Source organism: Sphingomonas sanxanigenens DSM 19645 = NX02 (genome assembly GCF_000512205.2).
Lineage (GTDB): Bacteria > Pseudomonadota > Alphaproteobacteria > Sphingomonadales > Sphingomonadaceae > Sphingomonas_D > Sphingomonas_D sanxanigenens.
Genome location: NZ_CP006644.1, coordinates 4,448,949 through 4,470,439, shown reverse-complemented (window position 1 = coordinate 4,470,439; position 21,491 = coordinate 4,448,949). Strand labels below are relative to the sequence as shown.

At 68.3% G+C, this 21,491-nt stretch carries 22 protein-coding genes; 11 read left to right on the top strand and 11 right to left on the bottom strand.

What is annotated here, in order from left to right:
* Positions 1-1,629 carry a GGDEF and EAL domain-containing protein gene (locus NX02_RS20285; RefSeq protein WP_053000684.1) on the bottom strand — a complete coding sequence of 543 codons (1,629 nt, stop codon included), beginning with the start codon at positions 1,627-1,629 and terminating at the stop codon, positions 1-3.
* Between the two features lie 91 nt (positions 1,630-1,720).
* Complete coding sequence (locus tag NX02_RS33940) at positions 1,721-2,404, bottom strand: YiaD family glycine zipper/OmpA-like lipoprotein (RefSeq protein WP_025294022.1); 684 nt, start codon at positions 2,402-2,404, stop codon at positions 1,721-1,723.
* 180 nt (positions 2,405-2,584) lie between these two features.
* Here NX02_RS33940 and NX02_RS20275 point away from each other — a divergent pair, with 180 nt between their 5' ends.
* The 3 genes from NX02_RS20275 to NX02_RS20265 all read left to right on the top strand — a co-directional run bounded on the left by NX02_RS20275 (position 2,585) and on the right by NX02_RS20265 (position 4,741).
* A complete protein-coding gene (locus tag NX02_RS20275; RefSeq protein WP_039996709.1) occupies positions 2,585-3,916 on the top strand; it encodes a hemolysin family protein in 1,332 nt (443 codons plus the stop codon).
* Entirely contained in the window at positions 3,913-4,437 is a 525-nt protein-coding gene (locus tag NX02_RS20270) for an STM3941 family protein (RefSeq protein ID WP_025294020.1), read from the top strand. The genes NX02_RS20275 and NX02_RS20270 overlap by 4 nt, the downstream gene beginning before the upstream one ends.
* 109 nt (positions 4,438-4,546) lie before the next feature.
* Positions 4,547-4,741: a hypothetical protein gene (locus NX02_RS20265; RefSeq protein WP_162232710.1), complete on the top strand. Its 195-nt coding sequence runs from the start codon at positions 4,547-4,549 to the stop codon at positions 4,739-4,741.
* Positions 4,742-4,773: 32 nt separating this feature from the next.
* Here NX02_RS20265 and NX02_RS20260 read toward each other — a convergent pair whose 3' ends face one another.
* From NX02_RS20260 to NX02_RS20250, 3 genes are all read right to left on the bottom strand, one after another.
* On the bottom strand, positions 4,774-5,481 hold the full coding sequence (locus tag NX02_RS20260) for a hypothetical protein (protein ID WP_025294018.1): 708 nt from the start codon (positions 5,479-5,481) through the stop codon (positions 4,774-4,776).
* A gap of 4 nt (positions 5,482-5,485) precedes the next feature.
* Positions 5,486-6,685 (bottom strand): toxic anion resistance protein, encoded by a 1,200-nt coding sequence (locus NX02_RS20255; protein ID WP_025294017.1) that lies wholly within the window; start codon positions 6,683-6,685, stop codon positions 5,486-5,488.
* Positions 6,686-6,812: 127 nt separating this feature from the next.
* Positions 6,813-8,660, bottom strand: a complete 1,848-nt coding sequence (locus tag NX02_RS20250; protein WP_025294016.1) for an ABC transporter ATP-binding protein — start codon at positions 8,658-8,660, stop codon at positions 6,813-6,815.
* Between the two features lie 283 nt (positions 8,661-8,943).
* Here NX02_RS20250 and NX02_RS20245 point away from each other — a divergent pair, with 283 nt between their 5' ends.
* Positions 8,944-9,615 carry a retropepsin-like aspartic protease family protein gene (locus NX02_RS20245; RefSeq protein WP_039997876.1) on the top strand — a complete coding sequence of 224 codons (672 nt, stop codon included), beginning with the start codon at positions 8,944-8,946 and terminating at the stop codon, positions 9,613-9,615.
* Positions 9,616-9,683: 68 nt separating this feature from the next.
* On the opposite strand, the gene NX02_RS20240 is transcribed toward NX02_RS20245, so the two are convergent.
* Genes NX02_RS20240 through NX02_RS20230 form a run of 3 tightly spaced genes read right to left on the bottom strand, consistent with a single transcriptional unit; the run spans position 9,684 to position 11,939 of the window.
* Complete coding sequence (locus NX02_RS20240; RefSeq protein WP_025294014.1) at positions 9,684-10,406, bottom strand: class I SAM-dependent methyltransferase; 723 nt, start codon at positions 10,404-10,406, stop codon at positions 9,684-9,686.
* Positions 10,406-11,461 carry a glycosyltransferase family 2 protein gene (locus tag NX02_RS20235; protein WP_158014113.1) on the bottom strand — a complete coding sequence of 352 codons (1,056 nt, stop codon included), beginning with the start codon at positions 11,459-11,461 and terminating at the stop codon, positions 10,406-10,408. Before NX02_RS20235 ends, NX02_RS20240 begins: the two co-directional genes overlap by 1 nt.
* A 40-nt stretch (positions 11,462-11,501) precedes the next feature.
* Positions 11,502-11,939: a GtrA family protein gene (locus tag NX02_RS20230; protein ID WP_025294012.1), complete on the bottom strand. Its 438-nt coding sequence runs from the start codon at positions 11,937-11,939 to the stop codon at positions 11,502-11,504.
* A 100-nt stretch (positions 11,940-12,039) separates the two neighbouring features.
* Here NX02_RS20230 and NX02_RS20225 point away from each other — a divergent pair, with 100 nt between their 5' ends.
* Both NX02_RS20225 and NX02_RS20220 read left to right on the top strand, forming a co-directional pair.
* Positions 12,040-13,827 carry a hypothetical protein gene (locus NX02_RS20225; protein ID WP_025294011.1) on the top strand — a complete coding sequence of 596 codons (1,788 nt, stop codon included), beginning with the start codon at positions 12,040-12,042 and terminating at the stop codon, positions 13,825-13,827.
* Between the two features lie 4 nt (positions 13,828-13,831).
* Positions 13,832-14,236, top strand: a complete 405-nt coding sequence (locus NX02_RS20220) for a DUF1489 domain-containing protein (RefSeq protein WP_025294010.1) — start codon at positions 13,832-13,834, stop codon at positions 14,234-14,236.
* A 40-nt stretch (positions 14,237-14,276) separates the two neighbouring features.
* Here the strand turns inward: NX02_RS20220 and NX02_RS20215 are convergent, their stop codons facing one another.
* Complete coding sequence (locus NX02_RS20215) at positions 14,277-14,999, bottom strand: head GIN domain-containing protein (RefSeq protein ID WP_025294009.1); 723 nt, start codon at positions 14,997-14,999, stop codon at positions 14,277-14,279.
* A gap of 155 nt (positions 15,000-15,154) precedes the next feature.
* Between NX02_RS20215 and NX02_RS20210 the strand changes: the two genes are divergently transcribed.
* The 4 genes from NX02_RS20210 to NX02_RS20195 all read left to right on the top strand — a co-directional run bounded on the left by NX02_RS20210 (position 15,155) and on the right by NX02_RS20195 (position 18,988).
* Positions 15,155-16,024: a UDP-2,3-diacylglucosamine diphosphatase gene (locus NX02_RS20210; RefSeq protein WP_025294008.1), complete on the top strand. Its 870-nt coding sequence runs from the start codon at positions 15,155-15,157 to the stop codon at positions 16,022-16,024.
* A gap of 23 nt (positions 16,025-16,047) precedes the next feature.
* Positions 16,048-17,076, top strand: coding sequence for a glycosyltransferase family 4 protein (locus NX02_RS20205; RefSeq protein WP_025294007.1), 1,029 nt, complete (start codon positions 16,048-16,050; stop codon positions 17,074-17,076).
* A 156-nt stretch (positions 17,077-17,232) separates the two neighbouring features.
* Positions 17,233-17,898, top strand: coding sequence for a DUF1013 domain-containing protein (locus NX02_RS20200; RefSeq protein ID WP_025294006.1), 666 nt, complete (start codon positions 17,233-17,235; stop codon positions 17,896-17,898).
* Between the two features lie 4 nt (positions 17,899-17,902).
* A complete protein-coding gene (locus NX02_RS20195) occupies positions 17,903-18,988 on the top strand; it encodes an MBL fold metallo-hydrolase (RefSeq protein ID WP_025294005.1) in 1,086 nt (361 codons plus the stop codon).
* Between the two features lie 24 nt (positions 18,989-19,012).
* Here the strand turns inward: NX02_RS20195 and NX02_RS20190 are convergent, their stop codons facing one another.
* Positions 19,013-19,339, bottom strand: coding sequence for a phasin family protein (locus NX02_RS20190; RefSeq protein ID WP_025294004.1), 327 nt, complete (start codon positions 19,337-19,339; stop codon positions 19,013-19,015).
* Complete coding sequence (locus NX02_RS30895) at positions 19,332-20,801, bottom strand: wax ester/triacylglycerol synthase domain-containing protein (protein WP_025294003.1); 1,470 nt, start codon at positions 20,799-20,801, stop codon at positions 19,332-19,334. The genes NX02_RS20190 and NX02_RS30895 overlap by 8 nt, the downstream gene beginning before the upstream one ends.
* Positions 20,802-20,999: 198 nt before the next feature.
* Here NX02_RS30895 and NX02_RS20180 point away from each other — a divergent pair, with 198 nt between their 5' ends.
* Entirely contained in the window at positions 21,000-21,434 is a 435-nt protein-coding gene (locus tag NX02_RS20180) for an RrF2 family transcriptional regulator (protein WP_025294002.1), read from the top strand.
* Positions 21,435-21,491 lie beyond the last annotated feature (57 nt).

Here is a 21,491-nt window from a genome sequence, read left to right as displayed (position 1 = left end):
TTATCCAAAGCGCACGGCGTTGCCGCCCCGCGCCTTGGCGGCATAGAGCGCGGCGTCCGCCTTGTTGAGGAGCGCGGCGGTATCCCAGCCGACGGCGCCGGCGATCGAGATGCCGATGCTGATGCCGACGCTGATCGGCCGGGCAAGGCCGGCGATGGCGATCGGCTCGCGCACCGAGCGGGTCAGCCGATCCGCGACGATGTCGGGCGTCTCTTCGGCATCGAACTGGATGATGATGACGAACTCGTCGCCCGCCCAGCGCGCGACGACATCGCCATGCCGGGTGCCGCGCAGCAGCCGCGCCGCCACTTCCTTCAGCACCTGGTCGCCGGTGCTGTGGCCATAGGTGTCGTTGATCGGCTTGAACCCGTCCAAGTCGCAGAACAGCAGCGCCAGTTCGCGGCGATCCTCGCCGGCGCGCGCCATCAGCGCCGCAAGCCGCTCGTCGAAGCCGGCACGGTTGAGCAGCCCGGTCAGCGCGTCGCTGCGTGCCTCGGCGAGAAGCTGCAGCCGGCGCGCGCGCTCCGCCGACGCGTCCTGGAACACGAGCACGCCGCCGACGATCGCGCCGGCCTGGTTGCGGATCGGCGCTGCCGTATCGGATACCGGCACGTGGCTGCCATCGGCGCGCCGGAGCAGGACGATGGTGTCGATGAACTGCACCTCGCCCGTGGCGATCGCGCGGGTGACGGGGTCGTCGACCGGAGACCCATCCTCGGTTTCGATCGGGAAAATCTCGGCCGTGGGCAGACCCTTCGCCTGGGCATTGCTTCGCCCGGTCAGCCGTTCCGCCGCGGGGTTCAGCCAGGTGATCCGCGCCTCCCGATCGGTCGTCATCACGCCGTCGCCGATCGATCGCAGCGTCACCTGCGACAGTTCATGCTCGTTGAACAGCTGTTCCTCCGCCTCGCGGCGCGCGGTGATGTCCTGGATCTGGGATATGAAGTGCAGCGGCGTGCCATCCTCGCCGCGCACCAGCGAGACCGCGAGGATGGCGTGCACGATCGCGCCATCCTTGCGGAAATAGCGCTTCTCCATCTGATAGGATCGGATGGTGCCCGCGACGAGATCGTCGAGCAGATCGAGATCGGCGGCCAGATCGTCCGGGTGGGTGATGTCCTGGAACGTCAGCGTCAGGAATTCCTGCTCGCCATATCCCAGCATCGCGATCAGCGCGGGATTGACGTCACGCCAGCTGCCGTCGAGCGCGACCAGCGCCATGCCGATGGCCGCGTGGCGGAAGGCGTCGTTGAACTGCCGCTCGCTGCGAACCAGCCGTTCCTCGAGCGCGCGTCGGTCGCTGATGTCGGTGACGAGCACGTGGAAGCCGGCGATGCTGCCGTCGGCGGCGCGATCGGGCGTGTAATTGCCGTGGACGAAGCGGCGGCGCTCGCCGTCGAACAACTCCATCTCGTAAATCACCGCCTCGCCGTCCAGGGCGGCGCGCGCTTTGGACTCGAGCATCGCATAGCTGCGCTCGCCGACGATCTCGCGCATCGACTTGCCGACAATGTCGTCCGGCGCCAGTCCGCGCCACAGGCGATAGGTTTCGTTCGCGTACCGATAGGTCAGCGTATGATCGATATAGGCGATCAGGGCCGGGGCGGTGTTTGCGAATTCGCGCAGCATTCACAACATGATGCTGCGATCCATGGGGCGATGCAACGCGGGCGGACGGGGGGCGGGGCGCCTCATGTTCGTGAAAGCGCCCCGCGGTCCGTCAGCGACGGGTTTCGGTTTCGGGAATCGGCACGACCTTGATCTCGACGCGCCGGTTCGCGGCCTTTCCCTCGGGCGTCGCATTGTCCGCGATCGGCTGCGATTCACCGAAGCCCTGTGTCGCGAGGCGCGCGGACGATACGCCATGGCTGGAGAGATAGTCTGCCACGGACTTGGCGCGCCGTTCCGAAAGCCCCTGGTTGTAGGCGTCGCTGCCATCCGAATCGGTATGGCCATAGACGTCGACATAGGTCTTCTCGTAGCTGGCAAGCGTTCCGGCGACGTCGTCCAATGTCTTGCGGAACTGCGGCTGGATCGCCGCGCTGTCATAGCCGAAGGTGATGCCGGACGGCATGTTGAGGATCAGATTGTCGCCGTCGCGCGTCACTTCCACGTCGGTACCCGCAGTCTTGCGGCGCAGTTCCTGTTCCTGCTTGTCCATGTAGGAACCGATCGCGGCGCCGGCGATCCCGCCGATGCCCGCGCCGAGGATCTTCTCCGTGCGGTCGCCGCGTCCGCCGATCAGGTCGCCCAGGAAATAGCCGCCGACCACGCCCGCGGCGCCGCCGATCGCCGCCTTCGAAACGCGCTTCTCGCCGGTCACCGGATCGGTGATGCAGCCCGACGTGCCGAGGAGAGCGGCAAGCGCCGCCGCTGTCGTGAGGATCCTGCCCGAGTGTTGCATGTTCTTCCTTTCCTGCTTCCCGGGACGTTCGTCGCCGATTGTGGGGGAACAATCATATCGGCCCGTTTACGGCAAGAACGTCCTGTGCGCGGGGCTTGTTCCGCATCCGGTTTGAACGATGGATGATCGAGCGGTTGTAGAACCGACAGAAATCGCGCAAGAGCGGTGGTGACGACATTTATGCCGCCGCTTGCCCCCTTTCCCTTGTCCGACGTCGCGATCATCATCGTGCTGGTCGCGCTCAACGGCGTTTTCGCCATGTCGGAGCTTGCCGTCGTCTCGGCGCGCAAGCCACGTCTGGAAGCGATGGCGCGCGCGGACCGATTCGGCGCGCGTGCGGCGATCGATCTCGCCGCCGATCCGGGCAAATTCCTGTCGACGGTGCAGATCGGCATCACCTTGATCGGTATCCTCGCCGGTGCTTATTCGGGTGCCAGCCTCGGCATGCCCACCGCGGAACGCCTGCAATATCTGGGCGTACCCGCGAAAATCGCGGGGGAGGCGGGTTTCGCGCTGGTCATCGCGATCACCACCTATCTGTCGCTGATCGTCGGCGAGCTTGTTCCCAAGCAGTTCGCGCTGCGCAATCCGGAGCCGATCGCCGCGGCGGTGGCGATGCCGATGCTGTGGCTGTCGAAAATCACCGCGCCGATCGTGTGGGTGCTCGATCGGTCGAGCAGCGCGATCTTCCGCCTGCTCGGGATGAGCCGCGAATCGGAACATCATGTCACGGTGGAGGAACTGCACCTGATCGTGGCGGAAGCGAGCAGGTCCGGCCTGATCGAAGAGAGCGAGCGGGCCTTCATCTCGGGTGTCGTGCGGCTCGCGGACCGTCCCGTCCGCGAGGTGATGACGCCGCGCACCGAGGTTAACTGGATCGACGTCACCGCGGATCGCGACGCGGTGCGCAATGCGCTGGCCGAACTGCAGCACAGCCGGCTGCCGGTCGCGTCGGGCTCGGTCGACAACATCATCGGCGTCGTCCAGTCGCGCGACATCGTCAAGGCGCTGATCGCGGGCGGGACGCTCGATCTGGCCGGGCTGATGCGCCACGCGCCGGTGATCCCCGATCAGCTCGACGCGATGGACGCGCTCGACCGGTTGCGCGCTGCCGACGTGCCGATGGGGCTGATCCACGACGAATATGGCCATTTCGAAGGGTTGGTGACGCCGGTCGACCTGCTGCGCGCGATCGTTGGCACCTTCGTTTCCGATCAGGATGAGGATACCGATCCCGAACTGGTCGAACGCGAGGATGGCAGCCTGCTCGTTGCCGGCTCGATGTCGGCGGACCTGCTTGCGGAACGGCTCGAAATCGCGCTGCCGGAGGATCGCGATTATGCGACGGCGGCCGGCTATGTGCTCTCGGTGCTCAAGCATCTGCCGACGACCGGAGAGCATTTCACGGCGCAGGGGTGGCGGATCGAGGTGGTGGACATGGACGGGCGCAAGATCGATCGGCTGCTGATCGCGCGCGCGCGCAAGCCGCGCGGCCGCGGGGTGGTGGCGTGACCGCCGCAAGGCCGTTCGAAGCGCGCACCTCGCGCCTGCGCACCGGGCTGCTGATGCTGCTCGCGCTCGGGATGACCGCGCTTTCCGCCGCGCTGTTCTTCATCGACACGCTGGTTGCGAAGATCATTGCGCCGATCGGCGTCATTTTCTTCCTGGGGGCCGGCTTCGCGATCGCGCGCATCCTGTTCGATGGCGCGGTGCAGGTGCGGATCGACGCCCGCGGCGTCTATTGGCGGCGCTGGGCCGAAAAGCCGATCGCCTTCTCGGCGATCCGCGAGGCGCGCGAGACCGACATGATGGGCCAGCGCTTCCTGAGCCTGTGGCTGTGGCGCCCGGAGGAACATCCGCCGACATCGCTGATGGGACGGCTCGCCAATGCCAACAAGACGCTCGGCTTCGGTGACGTCAACCTGACGATGCAGGGGCTCGATCGCTCGCACGCCGATCTGGTGGCGGCCTATTTCGATTGGCGGGGCACCAAGGTGCGCGGCGGCGGGCCGGGCACGCCGCCCATGGCATAGGGCTTACCTCGACGCATACAGCACTTGTCGATTCCGCACGTGACAACATCCGCAACGGATGAGATGCTGCACTGCGGAAAAATCGAGCGGATGCATGTAGATGCGGTTGGTGAATCAGTTATCGTGCCTGCTGGGTCGGCATACGCCCGACCGTGGACAGGCGCGGCATGACCTCGACTATTGGTGGTCGACCTGCAAATCGTGCGGCACCGTGCTGGTGCGCGATCCGATCAAGGGCTGGCGCGTGCCGACGACGCAGGAAATGGAAAACCACGACCGCAAGGCCGCTGGCCGGGCTGGATAGGCACGCGCGCCGCCGACCCCGGGGCCGGCGGTTCAGCCTTCGAGCTCGGGATCGCCGCGATATTTGAGCTGCAGGAATTTTTCCTGCACCGCCAGCTTGTCGAGATCGCCCGCGGCGATCTGTTCGCTGATCCGCTTCAGCTCGCCGTCCACCACCTGCAATCCTTCCACGAGCTGCCGGTCCGGCGTCATGCCGTTGCGTTCCTCGCGCCGCATCGGCTCGGGCACGCGCTGCCAGCCCCTGACCAGTTCGGGGAGGTCGTCGCCGACGAGCTTGCGGATCTGGAGCGCGGCGGGCTCACGCTCGTCGAGCGCGTTGAGTTGCGTGCTCAGCGTCTCCAGCTTCAGCCCGATGCCATCGACGAGATTGACCGCCGGGGCGGGAAGGGCGGGGCGCTGGCTCGCCAGCCAGTCCTCGGTCTGCAGCGGCAGCCGGGCGAGTTCGGTGGCTGCGGTCGGCGGCGCGCCGTCCGCCCCCGACGGCCAGGCGATGATCACGCCCGCCGCGACGACCATCAGCAGCAGCGACAGGAACAGTCCGCCGAGCCCGATCGGTCCGATCGCGAGCCCCCAGCCGATGGTGCCCACCGCGATCAGCAGGATGGCGGATAGGGTAAGGCCCAGCCGCGCGCGGGCGCGTTCGCGACGGCGCTGCTGGCTGCGCTTGGCAAGGCGCGCGTTACCGCGCGTGCGATGGAGATAATCCCCCGCCCGTGCGACCGCCCGATCGACGTCGGTCATGGCCTCAGCTCGCCTCGATCGTGAAGGGGCTCGCCGCCGGCGTGTTGGCGGCCTGCGCGGCGCCCTCGGCCCGCGCGATATAGCCCTTCGATTTCTCGACTTCGTTCGACAGCGTCGTCACCGTCGTCTTCATCGAATCGAGCGCCTTCAACTTGAAGGTGTCGATCGAATCCATCGTGTCGTAGATGTTCTGGAAGGCGCGCTGCAGCGTCTCGACCGGGATGGTCGAGGAGGCCGCCTGCTCGTGGATCGCCGCGGTCTGCGTCTTCAGCATCTCGCCGGTGCCGTCGATGATGCCCGCGGTGGTCGTGTTGAGCGCGGTGATCTGTTCCAGCACCAGCCGCTGGTTGGTCAGCGCCTGCGCGACGGTGATCGCGGTGCGCAGCGCCGCCACCGTCGTGGTGGAGGCGCGGTCGACGCCCTTGATCAGTTCGACATTGTTCTTCTTGACCAGATCGAGCGCGAGATAGCCTTGCACCGTCACCGCCATCTGCGTCAGCAGATCCTGCGTGCGCTGCCGCACATAGAACAAGGCGGTTTCCTTGACCGCCTTGGACTTGGCCGGATCGGTCGCCTCCAGTTCGGCGGCGCGCTCTTCCAGCCGCGCGTCCATCGCCTTGGCGACGTGGATCATCTGTTCCAGCCGGCCCATCGCCGCCCAGAGGTTCTGCCGTTCCACCGCGATCGCCGCATTGTCCTTCAGCAGTTCGTCCTTGCCGGACGCGAGCGCGCCGAGAATGCCGCTGATGTGCGACTGCGCCGACTTGTACTGGTCGAAATAATTGCTGACGGTCGATCCCATCAACCGGCTGAGGAAGCCGCGCTTGTTGAAGAACTTGCCGTTTGCCGCCGGATCGAGCTTCTCGACGGTGCGGCGCAGTTCGATCAGGTCGGCGCCGATCCCGGTTTCGGTGTCGATCGCCTTCACCGGCCGGTCGAGGAAGCGGTTGGATTGCCCGGCCGCGTCGGCGATTTCCTTGCGGCCCATATTGGTGATCGCATCCACCCGCTTGCCGAATTCGGGCGAGTTGACGTCCTGCGCGATCAGATCCTCGACGAAGGCGTCCACCTTCGCGTCGAGCTTGGTCTTCTTGTCATCCTCCAGCGGCACCAGCCCGGCCGCCTTCGCGGTCGACACGACCGGAACCGGATCGGGGGCGCTCAGGACGAGGTCGGGTTCCGCGACCTTTGCCGTGCTTGCCATCAGTAATCGTCCTCCAACCCCTTGCCCGGTCAAAATGGCGCGGATTGGCGGAGGGTTCAAGCGCCGTCGGTCGAAGCGGGGGTACCGGCGGCGGCCGGCAAGCCCTTTCCCGCCCTACCGCAGCGCCCTACCGCCCGGACGCCGCGATCTGGGCATCATCCTCCGCGCCGTCGCCGAACAGGTCTTCCAGCGGAGCGAGGATGGGCGCGCCGGCCCCCGCTTGGCGGTCGAACAGGCGGCGGTAGATGCCGTCCTTCTGAGTCAGCAGCGCCGCATGATCGCCATCCTCGACGATCCGGCCGCGGTCGAACACGAGGATGCGGTCGAGCGCGCGCACCGTCGACAGGCGGTGGGCGATGACGATCGCGGTGCGGCCCTGCATCAGCCGGTCCATCGCCTGCTGGATCAGCGCCTCGCTCTCCGAATCGAGGCTTGAGGTCGCTTCGTCGAGGATCAGGATCGGCGCATCCGCCAGGAAGGCGCGGGCGAGCGCGACGCGCTGGCGCTCGCCGCCGGACAGCTTGACGCCGCGTTCGCCGACCAATGTCGCATAGCCGCGCGGCAGCCGCTCGATGAAGTCATGCGCGTTGGCGAGGCGCGCCGCACGCTCGATCTCGGCGCGGGTGGCGCCGGGCCGGGCATAGGCGATGTTGTCGGCAAGGCTGCGATGGAACAGGATCGGTTCCTGCTGCACCATCGCGATCTGGCGGCGCAGCGACTGCTGTGTCGCCGCGCGGACATCCTGCCCGTCGATCAGCACGGCGCCTTCGGTCACGTCGTACAGCCGCTGGATCAGCTTGACGAAGCTGGTCTTGCCCGACCCGGAATGGCCGACCAGCCCGACGCGCTGCCCCGCGGCGATGGTGACGTGAAGATCGTCGTAGAGCGGCGTCTCATGTCCGCCATAGCGGAAGCCGACATGGTCGAAGCGGATCTCGCCCGCGCCCACCATGATCGGCAGCGCATCGGCGGCATCGTCGATCCCCAGCGGCTCGTCGTGCAGCGCGACCAGTTCCTCCATCTCGTTCACCGCGCGCTGCAGGTGATGGACGTGCTGGCCGATGTCGACGAGATAGCCGTGGACGACGAAATAGCTGGTCAGCACATAGGCGATGTCGCCCGGCGTCGCCTTGCCCTGCGCCCACAGCCACAGCGCGCCGCCGACCAGCGCGGTGCGGACCGTCCACAACACCATGAGCTGCGCGGTGCCGGACCAGGTCGCGCGGGTCCAGGTGCGCCGCGCGCGCTTGCGCCATTTGCCCACCAGCGTGCCGAAGCGCTGCTCCTCGCGATCCTCCGCGCCGAACGCCTTGACGACGGAATTGGCACCGATCGCGTCGGAGAGCAGCCCGCCCATCTTCGTGTCCCACGCGTTCGATAGCGTCGAGGCGGGCGCCACCCAGCGCGTCGCCAGCACCACGGTCAGCCCGACATAGAGCAGTGCGCCCACACCCATGATCGCACCGAGCAACGGCGCCTGGATGCCCAGCATCACCATCGTGCCGAGCAGGACGACCAGCGAGGGCAGCAGCGCCAGCAGCAGCACGTCGTTCATGATGTCGAGCGCCCAGATCCCGCGCGTGATCTTGCGCACGGTGGAGCCAGCGAAGCTGTTCGCATGCCAGTCGGTCGAGAAACGCTGGACGCGATGGAAGGCCTGTTCGGCGATATTGCCCATCAGCCGCAAGGTGAAGGGGATGGTGCCCATCCAGGCGAGGTGGCGCAGCGCCACCATCGCGAGGCCGAGCGCGACCATCGCCAGGAACGCGGTCATCGCGCCGCGCAGGTTCGCACCCGACAGCGCATCGACCAGGCGGCCGGCGAACAGCGGCACGGCAACCTCGGTCGCGGTGGCGGTGCTGATCGCCAGCGCGATCAGTATCGCGCGGCGGCGCTCGGTGCGCCAGTGGCGGAAGGTGAAGCCCAGGACGGCGCCGATCCGGCCGCCCGGCGGTTTCTTGCGTGGTTCGGACATGATGTGCGTTCACGGCGCGCGGGCGCCGGCTCCGGATAGCGATGATCAGATCGGGTGGACGGGGTCGTCCGGACGTTTGGGGCCGCTCATGGCGGCCGCGGGACTCAGCGTCGGGCTTTGCCGAACGCCGGGTGGAGTCCGGAAAGGCGCAGCATGCCGGTCGAATCAGCCATCCTTGCCCTCCCTCGTCGCGTGTGGAACCGGCATTGCCCATAGCATCGGGCGGCGAATGCGGCAACGCCGGTCAGCGTGCAGACAGGCGCGCCATGCTATGGCGCTGTCCATGCTCCGCTCCATCCAGTTCGATCTGCCCTCGCGCCTGCCCGATTTCACCGAGATCGCGGCGAACCTGCCCGTCTATCTGCTGCTGCTGGTGCCGGTGGTGATCCTGGCGTCGCTGCTGCGGCGCGTGCCGGTGGTCGGCACCTTGTTGTCGATCGCGACCTGGCTGGCGATCGCCGGCCTGCTGTTCGTCGCGGTCAGCCAGCACCAGCGCTTCAACCCGGCCTTCGCCGATTTCGCCGACGCGCTGAAGCTGGACCGGCAGACGGTGGTCGGCAAGGAAGTGCGCATCGCAATGGCGAAGGATGGGCATTTCTGGGCGAATGTCTCGATCGACGGCGTCGAGCGGCGCATGCTGATCGACAGTGGTGCCACCATCACCGCGCTCTCCGCGGATACCGCCGCCGCTGCCGGCCTGCGTCCCGTCGACGAGGCGATGCCGGTGCTGATCCGCACCGCCAACGGCACCGTGCGCGCGCAGACCGCCGAGATCGCCGACCTGAAGCTCGGCAACATCGCCGCGCGCGAATTGCCCGTCGTCGTCTCGCCCAGCTTCGGCGAACTCGACGTGCTGGGGATGAACTTCCTCAGCCGCCTGCAATCCTGGCGGGTCGAGGGGCGTACGCTCATCCTGGTGCCGCACCATCCGCAACCGGTGGTGGGGGAGGGCTGATAGCAAGCGGCGCCTGAGCGAAACCCTCTCCCGATCGGTCGCAGGCCGAGCGGGATGGTTTGTGTCGCTTATTCGACGACCGCGACCAGCGAGACGCCGAAGGGCAGCGGCACCCGGCCGACGAGGAAGCGCTCGGTGCCGAAGATGCGGGTGAACAGCCGGTTGAGCGTGCGCGCCGGCATCGCGTCGTCCGCCTCCTGCCTGTTGGTCGCCTTGCCCAGCAGCCGCACCGCCGCCGCCAGCGGGAACAGCAGCGTATTGAAGTGGCTGAGCATGCGGATCTTGAGCCCGGCATCGGCGAAGACGCGCTTCAGGCTGGCACCCGAATAGCGGCGATGATGGTGGTGGACCACGTCGTGCGCGCTCCACATCCACGGGTTGGCGGGCACCGTCACCAGCAGCTTGCCGCCGGGCTTGAGCTTGCGGCGGATGCTGGCGAGCGCGGCGCGGTCGCCGTCGATATGCTCGAGCACGTCGAGCAGCGCGATCAGGTCGTAATGGCCGTCGGGCACGCCGGTCAGCTCGGGCAGCGGCGCGTTGCCGACCGGGCGGCCGAGCCGTTGGCTGGCGATGGCGCGCGCCGGCGCGTCGATCTCGATGCCGTCGACCGCGCCGAACGCGCCCAGCATGCCGAAATTATGGCCGGTGCCGCAGCCGATCTCCAGCACGCGCGCGCCGGCTGGCGGGTCGACATGGCGGCGGATGATGGTGGAAAGGATCGCGCGGCGCGCGACATACCACCAGTGGACGGCATCCTGTTCGGCCATCCGCTCATAGACCGCGCGCTCCATCAGCGCGCCGCCCGAACCGGCGGCCCCGGCAGCGCGGCGGGGTCGGGCTCCGCCGCACCATGGTCGGGCGCCACCGCGGCATCGCCCTCCATCCCGATCGTCTGGCGGACGACGTAGAGCGGCCGCGCCTTCGCCTCCACCAGGATGCGGCCGACATATTCGCCGAGAACGCCCAGCGAGATGAGCTGGAGCCCGCCGAGGAATAGGATCGCCGTCATCATCGAGGCATAGCCGGGCACGTCGGCGCCGAACAGCAAGGTGCGCACCATCAGGAACACCGCATAGACGATCGAGAACAGCGCGATGACCACGCCGACATAGCTCCAGATGCGCAGCGGCAAGGTGGAGCCGGAGGTGATGCCGTCGAGCGCGAGCGTCCACAGCTTCCAATAGTTGAACTTGGTCGTGCCCACCGCGCGCGGCGCGCGATCATAATAGACCGCGGCCTGGCGGAAGCCGGACCAGGCGAACATGCCCTTCATGAAGCGGTTGCGCTCCGGCATGCGCTTGATGACCTCGACCACCTGGCGGTCGAGCAGGCGGAAATCGCCGGCATGTTCGGGGATCTTGTCCGAAGAAAGCCAGTTGTGCGCGCGGTAATAGAGATCGGCGGTCAAACGCTTGGGCAGGCTGTCGGTCTCGCGGTTGCCGCGCACGCCATAGACGACCTCATGACCCTCGCGCCATTTGTCGAGCATCGCGCCGATCACCTCGGGCGGATCCTGCAGGTCGACGTCCATGGGGATGATGGCATGGCCGCAGGCATGGTCGAGCCCCGCCGAAAGCGCGGCTTCCTTGCCGAAGTTGCGCGACAGCGAAACCGCGCGCACGCGGCGGTCGGCGCGGTTGGCGGCGAGGATCGCGGCCAATGTCGCGTCGCACGATCCGTCGTCGACGAACAGGATTTCCCAGGCCGGGCGGCGCGCGCCCGGGAACAGCGCCTCGAGGATCGCCGAGACCCGCGTGACGAACGGGAAGATCGCCTCTTCCTCGTCCTTCACGGGGACGATGATCGATAGCTGGATGTCGGCCGTCACCATGGTTGCGCCGTTCATGCCACAAGTCCCGGTCGAGGATAAGGGAAATGCACGCACGTCAGCCGAACACGAAGCGGCGGTTGAGCGCGAAGGTGACGAGCGGAGTGACGAACAGCATCGGCACCACCGGCCACCAGGTCGGGCCATGCAGCGGCCCGGTGAGCCCCCACACGAACAGCGAGTTCAGCGCGAAGCTGATCAGCGAGACGATGAAGAAGCGCGAGGTGGTGCGGGCCACATTGTCGCGGCTGCCGTGGCCGCGGAAGCTCCAGCGGCTGTGCAGCACATAGCCGAGGCCCATCGCCACCAGATAGGCCACGACATTGGCGAGCAGCGGCGCGATGTGCGCGAAGGTGGCGAGCAGCCAATAGGCACCGGCGCCGACGGCGGTGACGAAGCCGCCGGTAACGCCGTAGCGGATGAGCTGGCCGATCAGCCCGCCGCCGCCATTGAGCAGATGAAGGACGCCCGCAGGCGTGCGTTCGGTCGAATCCATCGGCGCCCTCTAGGCTTGGTGCTTCATCTTCTCAATCACCCCGTTTAAAGGCCGCGCTTCTCCTCCCCGGAACGCGGAGGAGATCGGATAAGGGCGTTGCATGATCGACAAGGCGGACGCGGTGATGACATGGCTTGGCCGGCACTGGCGGCTGGGCGTGCTGCTGGTCTGGGCGATCGCCGCGATCTGGATGGTCAACGAGCGGTGGAACTCGATCCACTGGCTCGTGCTCACCGACACCGACGACAATATGCGCCTCGTCCAGGTCCGTGCCTGGCTGCACGGGCAGGGCTGGTACGATCTGCGCCAGTACAAGCTCAATCCGCCGGCCGGGTTCGACATCCACTGGTCGCGCCTCGTCGACCTGCCGATCGCCGGCCTCTATCTGCTGTTCCAGCCCTTCGTCGGTGCGGTCTGGGCGGAACGTTGGGCGGCGGGGCTCGCGCCGCTGCTGCCGATGGGCGTGGCGATGGCGGCTGCCGCGCTCACCGTGCGCCGGCTGATAGACCCCAGGGCCTTCTTCCTCGGCGCGGTGCTGCTGCTGTTCGGCCAGTCCGCGCTGCTGATGTACATGCCGATGCGCATCGACCATCATGGCTGGCAGCTCGCCTTGCTGATGGTGACGGTCGCCGGCCTCTGCGACCCCGATCGCGCGCGCGGCGGTGCGACGGTCGGCATCGGCACCGCGCTGTCGATGGTGATCGGCCTCGAACTCTTCCTCTACCTCGCCGTCGCCGGCGCCACCGTCGCGCTGCGCTGGGTGTGGGATGGCGAGGAACGCCAGCGGATGCAGGCCTATGCGCTGACGCTCGCGGGGGGCACCGCGGCAGGCTATCTGGTCTTCGCGTCGGAGGCGAACCGCGTCGCCCGCTGCGATGCGCTGACCCCGGTGTGGCTCTCGACGATGCTCGTCGCGGGGGCGCTGCTGTTCCTGTTGTCGCGGTTGCGCATCCAGAGCCGCGCCGGCCGGCTGGCCGTCGCCGTCGCCGCCGGCGGTGCGCTGGCGGGCGCGTTCGCGCTGGTCTGGCCCACCTGCCTCGGCCGCCCCGAACAGGTCTCGCCCGAGCTCGAGCGGTTGTGGCTGGCCAATGTGCGGGAAGCCAAGCCGCTCTACAGCCATCCGATCCGCACGATCCTGCCGGTGATCGCGCTGCCGGCGGCCGGCATCATCGGCACCGTGTGGGCGGCGTGGCGGGCGCGGGGGACGCCGGCCTTCGGCACCTGGCTGCCGATGGTGGTGCTGACGTTGTTCTCGTCGCTGATGCTGCTGTGGCAGACGCGCGCCGGCCCCAGCGCGCAGCTGCTCGCCATCCCCGGCGCGGCGGCGATCGGCTGGACCTTCGTGCCCTGGACGGCGACGCACCGCTCGATCGCGGTTCGCGTCCTTGGCACCGGGGCGGCGCTGCTGGTGCTCGTGCTGGCGCTGACGACGCCCTGGATCGCGCGCAACCTGCCGGCGACCGTCGCACCGGTCAGCGCCTACCGCAAGACGGTGAACCGCGCCAATGCACGCTGCCCGCAGCTCCGCTCGCTGGCGCCGATCGGGCGGATGCCCGAAGCGACGATCATGACCTTCGTCGATCTCGGGCCGCGGCTGATCGCGGTCACCCATCACAAGGCGATCGCCGGCCCCTATCACCGCAACGGCGATGCGATCCTCGACATCCACCACGCGTTCGACGGCACGCCGGAAAACGCCCGCGCCACCGCGCTCCGCCACGGCGCGACGCTGCTGCTGGTGTGCCCCAACATGTCCGAATCGACGATCTACCGTTCGCGCAGCCCCAAGGGTTTCTACGCGCGGCTCAGCCGCGACGAGACGTTCGACTGGCTCGAACCGGTGCCGCTGCCCGCGGATTCGCCTTATCGGCTGTGGCGGATAAGATAGCGCGATGCCGCTCAGCCTGACCAAGATCGCCTATGGCTGCGAGAGCCTCGACATTCTCGCCCAGCGCATCGCAATGCGCGCTGGCGCCGGCGAGATGCAGATGACGACGCGCTATCTGCCCAAGCGCCATGCGGAAATGGTCGGCGGATCGCTCTACTGGATCATCCGCCACAATCTCGTCGCGCGCTCGCCGCTGATCGGTTTCGCCGCGGCGGAGGATGGCAAGCACACGATCATCCGGCTGGAACCGGTGCTGATCGCCGTCCGCCCGCGCGCCAAGCGCGCGCACCAGGGCTGGCGCTATCTGGAGGAAAAGGATGCGCCGCCGGATCTTGGAACGGGCACCGGCGATGTCGCCGCGCTGCCCGCCGGGCTGGCGGGCGATCTGGAAGCGCTGGGGCTGATATAGCGCATTTTCTCCCGCTTCCCTGAGGGAAGCGTGAACTCCGTCACGCGTTACACCTGACACTGCCGGACCCGATCGTCCGCGTCTTGCATGTCGCCGGGCCGTGGACGATGGCATCGCCCGATCCCAGCACGGATACATCCGCCGACGTCCGGGCCGTCGCCTCGACATTGCCCGAGCCCGCGACCGATGCATCCAGCGTCCCCACCTCGAGCCCCCGGACATTCGCGTTGCCCGATCCGGTCAGCGAGACCTTCAGCCGCTCCGCGGTGCCGGCCAGTTCCGCGTCGCCGGACCCGGTCAGCCCCAGCCTCACCTCGGGCGCGGCGATGGCGGCGACCTTCAGCGTACCCGACCCGATGACGTCGCCCGAAAACGCACCGGCCACGCGATCGACATCCATGTTGCCCGATCCCGCCACGGTCGCGCCCGAAAGCCGGGGCAGCGTCACCAGCACCTTGATGCGGTTGCGCGCGCCGTCGCCGATGCGCACGCCGCGCTTGCGGCCGATCTCCAGCACCTTGCCGTCCACCTTGACGTCCAGCGTGTCGAGCACGCCGGTGTCGCCGCGCGCGCTGACCGCGAAGGCGGGCCCCACGCGGACGCTGACATCGTCCGGCCCGGCCAGCGACACCGCATCGAACCCGGTGAGATCGAAGCGGCGGTCGCCGTCCTCACCGCTCGCCTTCGCCGATCCGATGCTCTCGCCGCCGACGCCGCAGGCCGCGAGCACGAACATGAGGGCGGTTGCCAGAATTGGGCGCATCCGACATCTCCTTGCTGTATTGTTATTATAATACACTGAGGGTCGCGCAGGTCAAACGTCCTGTCCACCGTCACAGAACCGTCATGCCTAGGTGATTCCAATTGTAACATCATGTCGCCAGAGGTCGCCCATCTCCATGCGGGGAGTTACGGGCCATGGATGCGATAGCGCGACTGCCATTCGAAGGTGACATCGGCGACTTCACGTCGTCCCAGCCGGCGCATCCGGAGCGCGAGGGGCGTCGTCGCCGCTTCCGCTCGATCTGGGTGTCCGACATCCATCTCGGCACGCGGGGCTGCAACGCCCGCATGCTGATCGATTTTCTCGATTCCACCGACAGCGAGACGATGTACCTCGTGGGGGACATCATCGACGGCTGGCGCATGAAGAAGCGCTTCTACTGGCCGGCATCGCACAACGACATCCTGTGGCGGATCATGAAGCGCGCCAAGCGCGGTACGCGGGTGGTCTACATCCCCGGCAATCATGACGAGATGTTCCGCCAGTTCACCGGGCTGAATTTCGGCGGCGTCGAGATCCGCCGCAAGGCGATCCACACCACCGCCGACGGCCGCAAGCTGCTCGTGCTCCATGGCGACGAGTTCGACACGATCATGCTCGCGCACCGCTGGCTCGCCCATATCGGCGATTTCGCCTATGAGTGGCTGATGCGCGCCAATGTGGTGGTCAACGCCGTGCGCAGCCGGCTGGGCCTGCCCTACTGGTCGCTTTCCAAGCATGCCAAGCACAAGGTGAAGAACGCGGTCGAGTTCATCAGCCGCTTCGAGGAAGTGGTGGCGCACGAAGCCGGCGCGCGCGGCGTGGACGGCGTGGTCTGCGGCCACATCCACAATGCGGAGATCCGCGAGATCGCCGGCGTGGAATATTATAACGATGGGGACTGGGTGGAGGGCTGCACCGCGCTGGTCGAGCATTTCGACGGCCGCATGGAGGTGCTCCACTGGGCCGACGAGATAAAGGCACGCGACGCCGAAGAGGCGGCGTCGATCCGGCTGGCTGCCTGATGCCGGCGGAGGACGATCGAGAGATGCGCATCGCGATCGTCACCGACGCCTGGAGCCCGCAGGTCAACGGCGTCGTCCGCACCTTGCAGTCGGTCAGCGCCGAACTGCGCGGGCAGGGGCATATCGTCGAGGTGATCTCGCCCGACCTCTATTATTCGCTGCCCTGCCCCACCTATCCCGAAATCCGGCTGGCGATGGCGCGCGCCCGTTCGGTGGGCGCGCGCATCGCCGCCTTCCATCCCGATGCGATCCATCTGGCGACCGAAGGCCCGCTGTGCCTCGCCGCGCGCCGCTGGTGCCTGCGCAACGATATTCCCTTCACCACCGCCTACCACACCCATTTCCCCGACTATGTCGAGAAGCGCACCGGCGTGCCCGCGCGGTGGGTGTGGCGCTACATCCGCTGGTTCCATGGCCCGGCGCAGTCGGTGCTGGTCTCCACCGAAAGCGTGCGGCGCGCATTGCGCACGCACGGCGTCGCCCAGCTCCGCCATTGGGGGCGCGGCGTCGACCTTGCCAATTTCACGCCGGATGCGCCGCCGCCGGGCGCCTTCGCCGATCTGCCGCGCCCGATCATGCTCTCGGTCGGCCGCGTCGCGATCGAGAAGAACCTCGAAGCCTTCCTCGCCGCCGACGTGCCGGGCACCAAGGTGGTTGTGGGCGATGGGCCGGCGCGCGCCGAGCTGGCGGCGCGCTATCCGGATGCGCTGTTCCTGGGGCCGCTGTTCGGCCGCGACCTCGCCGGCGCCTATGCCGGCGCGGACGTGTTCGTCTTCCCCAGCCGCACCGACACCTTCGGGCTGGTGATGATCGAGGCGCTGGCCTGCGGCACGCCGGTGGCGGGCTATCCGGTGACGGGGCCGATCGACGTGCTCGACACCCGCGTCGGTGCGATCGGCGAGCGGATCGAGGATGCCATCGCCCAGGCGCTGACGCGCGATCGTGCCGCATGCGCGGCCTATGGCGAAGGCTTCAGCTGGGCCGCCAGCGCCAGCCAGTTTCTCGCCGGGCTGGCGCCGTTTCCGCCGCAGCGGTTCAGCGCGGCGGCCTGAACCGGGGGCGGATCACGGCGGCCCGACCGTGGGCCGGCCGCGCATGCCGCTTGCCCTCGGCGCCAAGCGCGACTAAATCGGCCTGGATACTGCGGCCGCTCCGTGACGGGGCGGCCCTTCTTTTATCTGGAGTGTTCCGTCGTGGCCCAGCCGCTCATGCCCCATGCGACCGCGTCCTGGCTGGTCGACAATACCGCGCTCAGCTTTGAACAGATCGCCGCCTTCTGCGGCCTGCACATCCTCGAGGTGCAGGCGATCGCCGACGATACCGCCGCGACCAAGCTGACCGGCCGGGATCCCGTCCGCGCGCACGAACTGACGATGGACGAGATCGAAAAGGGTCAGAAAAACCCGAACTACCGCATGCAGATGACCAAGGGGCCGGACCAGGTCCGCCGTACCAAGGGACCGCGCTATACGCCCGTCTCCAAGCGGCAGGACAAGCCGGACGGCATCGCCTGGATCATCCGCAACCACCCCGAAATCTCCGATGGCGCGATCGGCAAGCTGATCGGTACCACCCGTACCACGATCGCGGCGATCCGCGACCGCTCGCACTGGAACATCGCCAACATCGTCCCCAAGGATCCGGTGACGCTGGGCCTGTGCTCGCAGCGCGAGCTCGACGCGCTGGTCGCCAAGGCCGCCAAGGCGGCGGGCATCGAGGCGCCGGTCGACGAGCGGCTCGAGGGTGACCGCGAGGCGCTGATCGAGCAGCTCCGTGCCGAGCGCGACGCGGCATCGCGCGACGCCGAGGCGGCGCTTTCCGGCGAGAGCGAGCGCCCCGTCGACTATACCCGCGACACGCTCTTCAAGAATTGAGGCCTTGGGCACGCTCCCGCCCGACGCGTCGCTGACGCAGGACGAGAGCTTCGTGCCGACCAGCCGCAAGGGGCTGGTCTATCCGTTCGGCGAATTCGCCCCCGCACCCGGCGCGTTGCACCGGCTTTCGGCGGGGTTGCGCTGGGCGCGGATCAGCCTGCCGGGCGCGCTCGGCCACATCAATTGCTGGGTGCTCGACGACGAGGGCGGTGTCGCGCTGTGCGACACCGGCATGATGCTGCCGCCCTCGATCGCCGATTGGGAGGCGATCCTCGCCGGCCCGCTGGCGGGGCAGCGCGTGACGCGCGTGTTCGGCACGCATTTCCATCCCGATCACGTCGGCCTCGCCGGCTGGCTCGCCCAGCGGTTCGACGCGCCGGTCTGGATGACGCGCGGCGAGTGGATGACCGCGCAACTTGCCTGGACCGACGCGCGCGAGGCGGTGCCCGACGAGGTGATCGCGCTGCGCCGTGCCGCCGGGTGGGACGATGCCCAGATCGACGCCGCCCGCGCCGAAGGCTGGGGCAGGCTGCGGCGCTACATGGCACAGCTCCCGCTCGGCCATCGCCGCATCCGCGATGGCGATCGGCTGACGATCGGCGCCGGCGTCTGGCACGTCGTCACCGGCTGCGGCCACAGCCCCGAACATGCCTGCCTGCTCAACGAGGCGGATGGCATGCTGATCGCCGGCGATCAGGTGCTGCCGCGGATCAGTTCCAACGTATCGCTCGGCGTCACCGAGCCCGAAGGCGATCCGCTGGGAGACTGGCTGGGCTCGATCGCCAAATTGCTGGGGCTTCCCGCCGATCTGCTCGTGCTGCCGGCGCATGGCGAGCCCTTCCATGGCCTCCATGTCCGGCTGAACGCGCTGCATGACGAGCATCACGCGCGGCTCGACGAACTCGTCGCGCACCTCGCCGCGCCGCGGCGCGCGGTCGACTGTTTCGGGCTGCTGTTCACCCGCCGGATCGGCGCCGAGCAGATGGGGCTGGCGAGCGGCGAGGCGCTGGCGCACCTCCGCCACCTCGAAGTCACCGGCCGTGCGGTGCGCGAGGTGGTGGATGGCGTCTGGTGGTATCGCGCCGCCTGATCTGCGGCGCAATCCGGAGCGCGATCAGCGCTTGAACGTCTCGATCGAGTCCCGGCCGAAACGGGCGATCATCTCGCTGATCTCCTTGACCTGCGTCATCGACCGGTTGCCCTGCTCCTGCATGTAGCGCGTCTGCAGTTCGAGCACCTCGGGCAGGCTGTTCGCCTGCGCGGCGGCGCGCAGCGCGGCGAACGCCTCACGCGTATTCGCCTCGGCGTGGTCGATCACGCGGGTGGCAAGCGCGGCGCTGTTCTCGGCGGCCTTCTGGCCGCTCGCCTTCATCGCCTCGCCCGCCGCCTTGAGCGGTTCGGCCATATCATCGATGCTGCCCTTGCCGGGATCCTTAGCCATTTGCAGGCTCCTTGTTCCTGTGGATTGCCATCCCCCCTGTCGCCGCGGGCCCCCCTGTCGCCGTGGGGGTCTCCCGCGTCGCGTCCGTCGAGCGCCGCGCGGGCGGCGCCATCGTCACTGCGCGGCCCAGCCGTTCCGCGCTCGCCGCCAGCGCCGCGGCATAGGTCGCGGGGTCGGGCAGCTTGGCGCGGTCGGCGGTGAAGCCGATCACCAGCGTGCCGCCCTGCGCCGTGGCTGTGTGCGCCAGCCCGAGATCGTCGGCCAGCGGCACCAGCGCATGCACCGCCAGCAGCCGCGCGCCGCCGAAATAGACATCGCCGTCGATGCCGGGGAAGCTGGCGAGCGCGGTCGCGACGGGCGGCGCATCGGCATCCGCCAGCCGGCGGAGCTGCTGGCGCGCGCGCTGCCCGGCCAGTGCCGGGCCGAACGTCGTCGCGGCGGGCAACGGCTCGACCGGATCGCGGTCCAGCTTGCGCATGATCAGCCGCAGCCGCGCGCCATCCTCATCGGCGTCGGTCGCCAGCGGCAGCGCGATCGCACCGTTGCCGGCGGGCAGCAGCGCCGCCAGCGGCGCATGGGGGAGCGCACCGCGCGCATCGAGATACTGGGCGATGGCACCGCCGACGATCGCGCCGATCACCGCGTCGCGGGTCGCGCCCGACACCGCCTCGATCCGCACGATCTCCGCCAGCGGCAGCGTCACCGCGTCATACACGCGGTGCGGGCCGACCGCGCCGGCGAAGGGGGTGGGCGGCACCTCCACCGGCGCCGGCGCCGGTTCGCCGCGTCGTGCGATGCGCTGCGCGCCGCGGCGCGCGAGGTCGGGCAGCGCGCGCGCCAGCGTCTCGGCGAACTGGAAGGGTTTGCGCAGCGTGTTGAAATAGCTGCTGACCAGCAGGTCGCGGATGCCCGGGTGGCTGTCCGGCTGCCAGCCGTCGCTGCTGCCGTCATCATCGAAGCCGGCGGGCAGCGGATCATGGACGGCGGCGAGCATGCGGTCTCCCGCGACCGGATCGATCGCGGCGAGGTGCGTCTTGGCGAACAGCGCGAAGGCGCCCGGCGGCAACCCTGCCACGCCATCGAGCCCCTCGATGATCGTGAATTCCCACAGCGGCCGGTTGAGATCCATCGGCCGCGCGTGGAGCCGCGACGCCAGGATGCAGAGCTGCCGCCAGTCGCCGGGCTGGGGCAGCGCGATGTGGCGCACATGATGCTCGACGTCGAAGTCGGGATCCTCGATCCAGTAGGGCGCGTCGAGGTCGAGCGGCACGCGCACCAGCCGGCGGCGGAAGGCGGCGGCACGGCGGAGCCGCGCGGCGACATGGCGCAGGATATGCTTGAAGCGCACCCGGCCATCGGCCGCGCTCGCGGGATCGTAGAGGCACAGCAGACCCACATGCATCGGCGTCGCCGGCGCATCATGATAAACGAAACGCGCGTCCTCGACGCCCAGTTGCTGCATCCTGCTCTCCCGAGCCCGTTCAGACGGGCTTCGTTCCGCCGCACCCAATCGGAAAGCGGACCCGCTGGCAAGCCATGTGCGGGAATTGACCGCAAAAAGGGCGGAGAATTAGGCCGAACTGCCGCAATCCTGCCATCTGTGTCGATTACCCGAGCAGGAATAAGGCCTTTTCTCATACCCGAACCCGGACATTCGTCGATGCTGTCGCAGAAGACCCGTTACGCTCTTCGATCGCTCCTCTATCTCGCCGAACGCAATGATGGCTTGCCGATCCAGCTGACCGAGATCGCCGCGACCCAGCAGGTGCCGCGCAAATATCTCGAGCTGATCATGCTCGATCTGAAGAAGGCGGGGATGGTGAAGAGCCGGCGCGGTCCGGGCGGCGGCTATGTGCTCGCCCGGCCGGCGAACGACATCACTTTCGGCGAGGTCATCCGCACGCTCGACGGTCCGCTGGCGCTGGTCCCCTGCGCCTCGCTGACCGGCTATCGCCGCTGCGAGGACTGCCATGACGAGGCGACCTGCGCGATCCGCCACGTGATGGCGATGGTGCGGCAGGATACCGCCAAGGTGCTCGACGGCACCTCGCTGGCGCAGGCCGCGGTGCTCGAAGGCGCGCTCGAAGCGGCTTGAGCGCGATCCGGGGAGCGGGCTGTACCCCTCTCCGTTCGTCCCGAGCGCTGTAGAGGG

Coding starts and splice junctions, on each gene's coding strand:
- NX02_RS20240 (WP_025294014.1), bottom strand. CDS start 10,406: ATGGAGCGCGCGGTCTATGAGCGGATGGCCGAACAGGATGCCGTCCAC.
- NX02_RS20205 (WP_025294007.1), top strand. CDS start 16,048: ATGCGCATCGCGATCGTCACCGACGCCTGGAGCCCGCAGGTCAACGGC.
- NX02_RS20255 (WP_025294017.1), bottom strand. CDS start 6,685: ATGGCAAGCACGGCAAAGGTCGCGGAACCCGACCTCGTCCTGAGCGCC.
- NX02_RS33940 (WP_025294022.1), bottom strand. CDS start 2,404: ATGCAACACTCGGGCAGGATCCTCACGACAGCGGCGGCGCTTGCCGCT.
- NX02_RS20180 (WP_025294002.1), top strand. CDS start 21,000: ATGCTGTCGCAGAAGACCCGTTACGCTCTTCGATCGCTCCTCTATCTC.
- NX02_RS20215 (WP_025294009.1), bottom strand. CDS start 14,999: ATGCGCCCAATTCTGGCAACCGCCCTCATGTTCGTGCTCGCGGCCTGC.
- NX02_RS20220 (WP_025294010.1), top strand. CDS start 13,832: ATGCCGCTCAGCCTGACCAAGATCGCCTATGGCTGCGAGAGCCTCGAC.
- NX02_RS20210 (WP_025294008.1), top strand. CDS start 15,155: ATGGATGCGATAGCGCGACTGCCATTCGAAGGTGACATCGGCGACTTC.
- NX02_RS20250 (WP_025294016.1), bottom strand. CDS start 8,660: ATGTCCGAACCACGCAAGAAACCGCCGGGCGGCCGGATCGGCGCCGTC.
- NX02_RS20260 (WP_025294018.1), bottom strand. CDS start 5,481: ATGACCGACGTCGATCGGGCGGTCGCACGGGCGGGGGATTATCTCCAT.
- NX02_RS30895 (WP_025294003.1), bottom strand. CDS start 20,801: ATGCAGCAACTGGGCGTCGAGGACGCGCGTTTCGTTTATCATGATGCG.
- NX02_RS20200 (WP_025294006.1), top strand. CDS start 17,233: ATGCCCCATGCGACCGCGTCCTGGCTGGTCGACAATACCGCGCTCAGC.
- NX02_RS20225 (WP_025294011.1), top strand. CDS start 12,040: ATGATCGACAAGGCGGACGCGGTGATGACATGGCTTGGCCGGCACTGG.
- NX02_RS20230 (WP_025294012.1), bottom strand. CDS start 11,939: ATGGATTCGACCGAACGCACGCCTGCGGGCGTCCTTCATCTGCTCAAT.
- NX02_RS20285 (WP_053000684.1), bottom strand. CDS start 1,629: ATGCTGCGCGAATTCGCAAACACCGCCCCGGCCCTGATCGCCTATATC.
- NX02_RS20190 (WP_025294004.1), bottom strand. CDS start 19,339: ATGGCTAAGGATCCCGGCAAGGGCAGCATCGATGATATGGCCGAACCG.
- NX02_RS20235 (WP_158014113.1), bottom strand. CDS start 11,461: ATGAACGGCGCAACCATGGTGACGGCCGACATCCAGCTATCGATCATC.
- NX02_RS20275 (WP_039996709.1), top strand. CDS start 2,585: ATGCCGCCGCTTGCCCCCTTTCCCTTGTCCGACGTCGCGATCATCATC.
- NX02_RS20245 (WP_039997876.1), top strand. CDS start 8,944: ATGCTCCGCTCCATCCAGTTCGATCTGCCCTCGCGCCTGCCCGATTTC.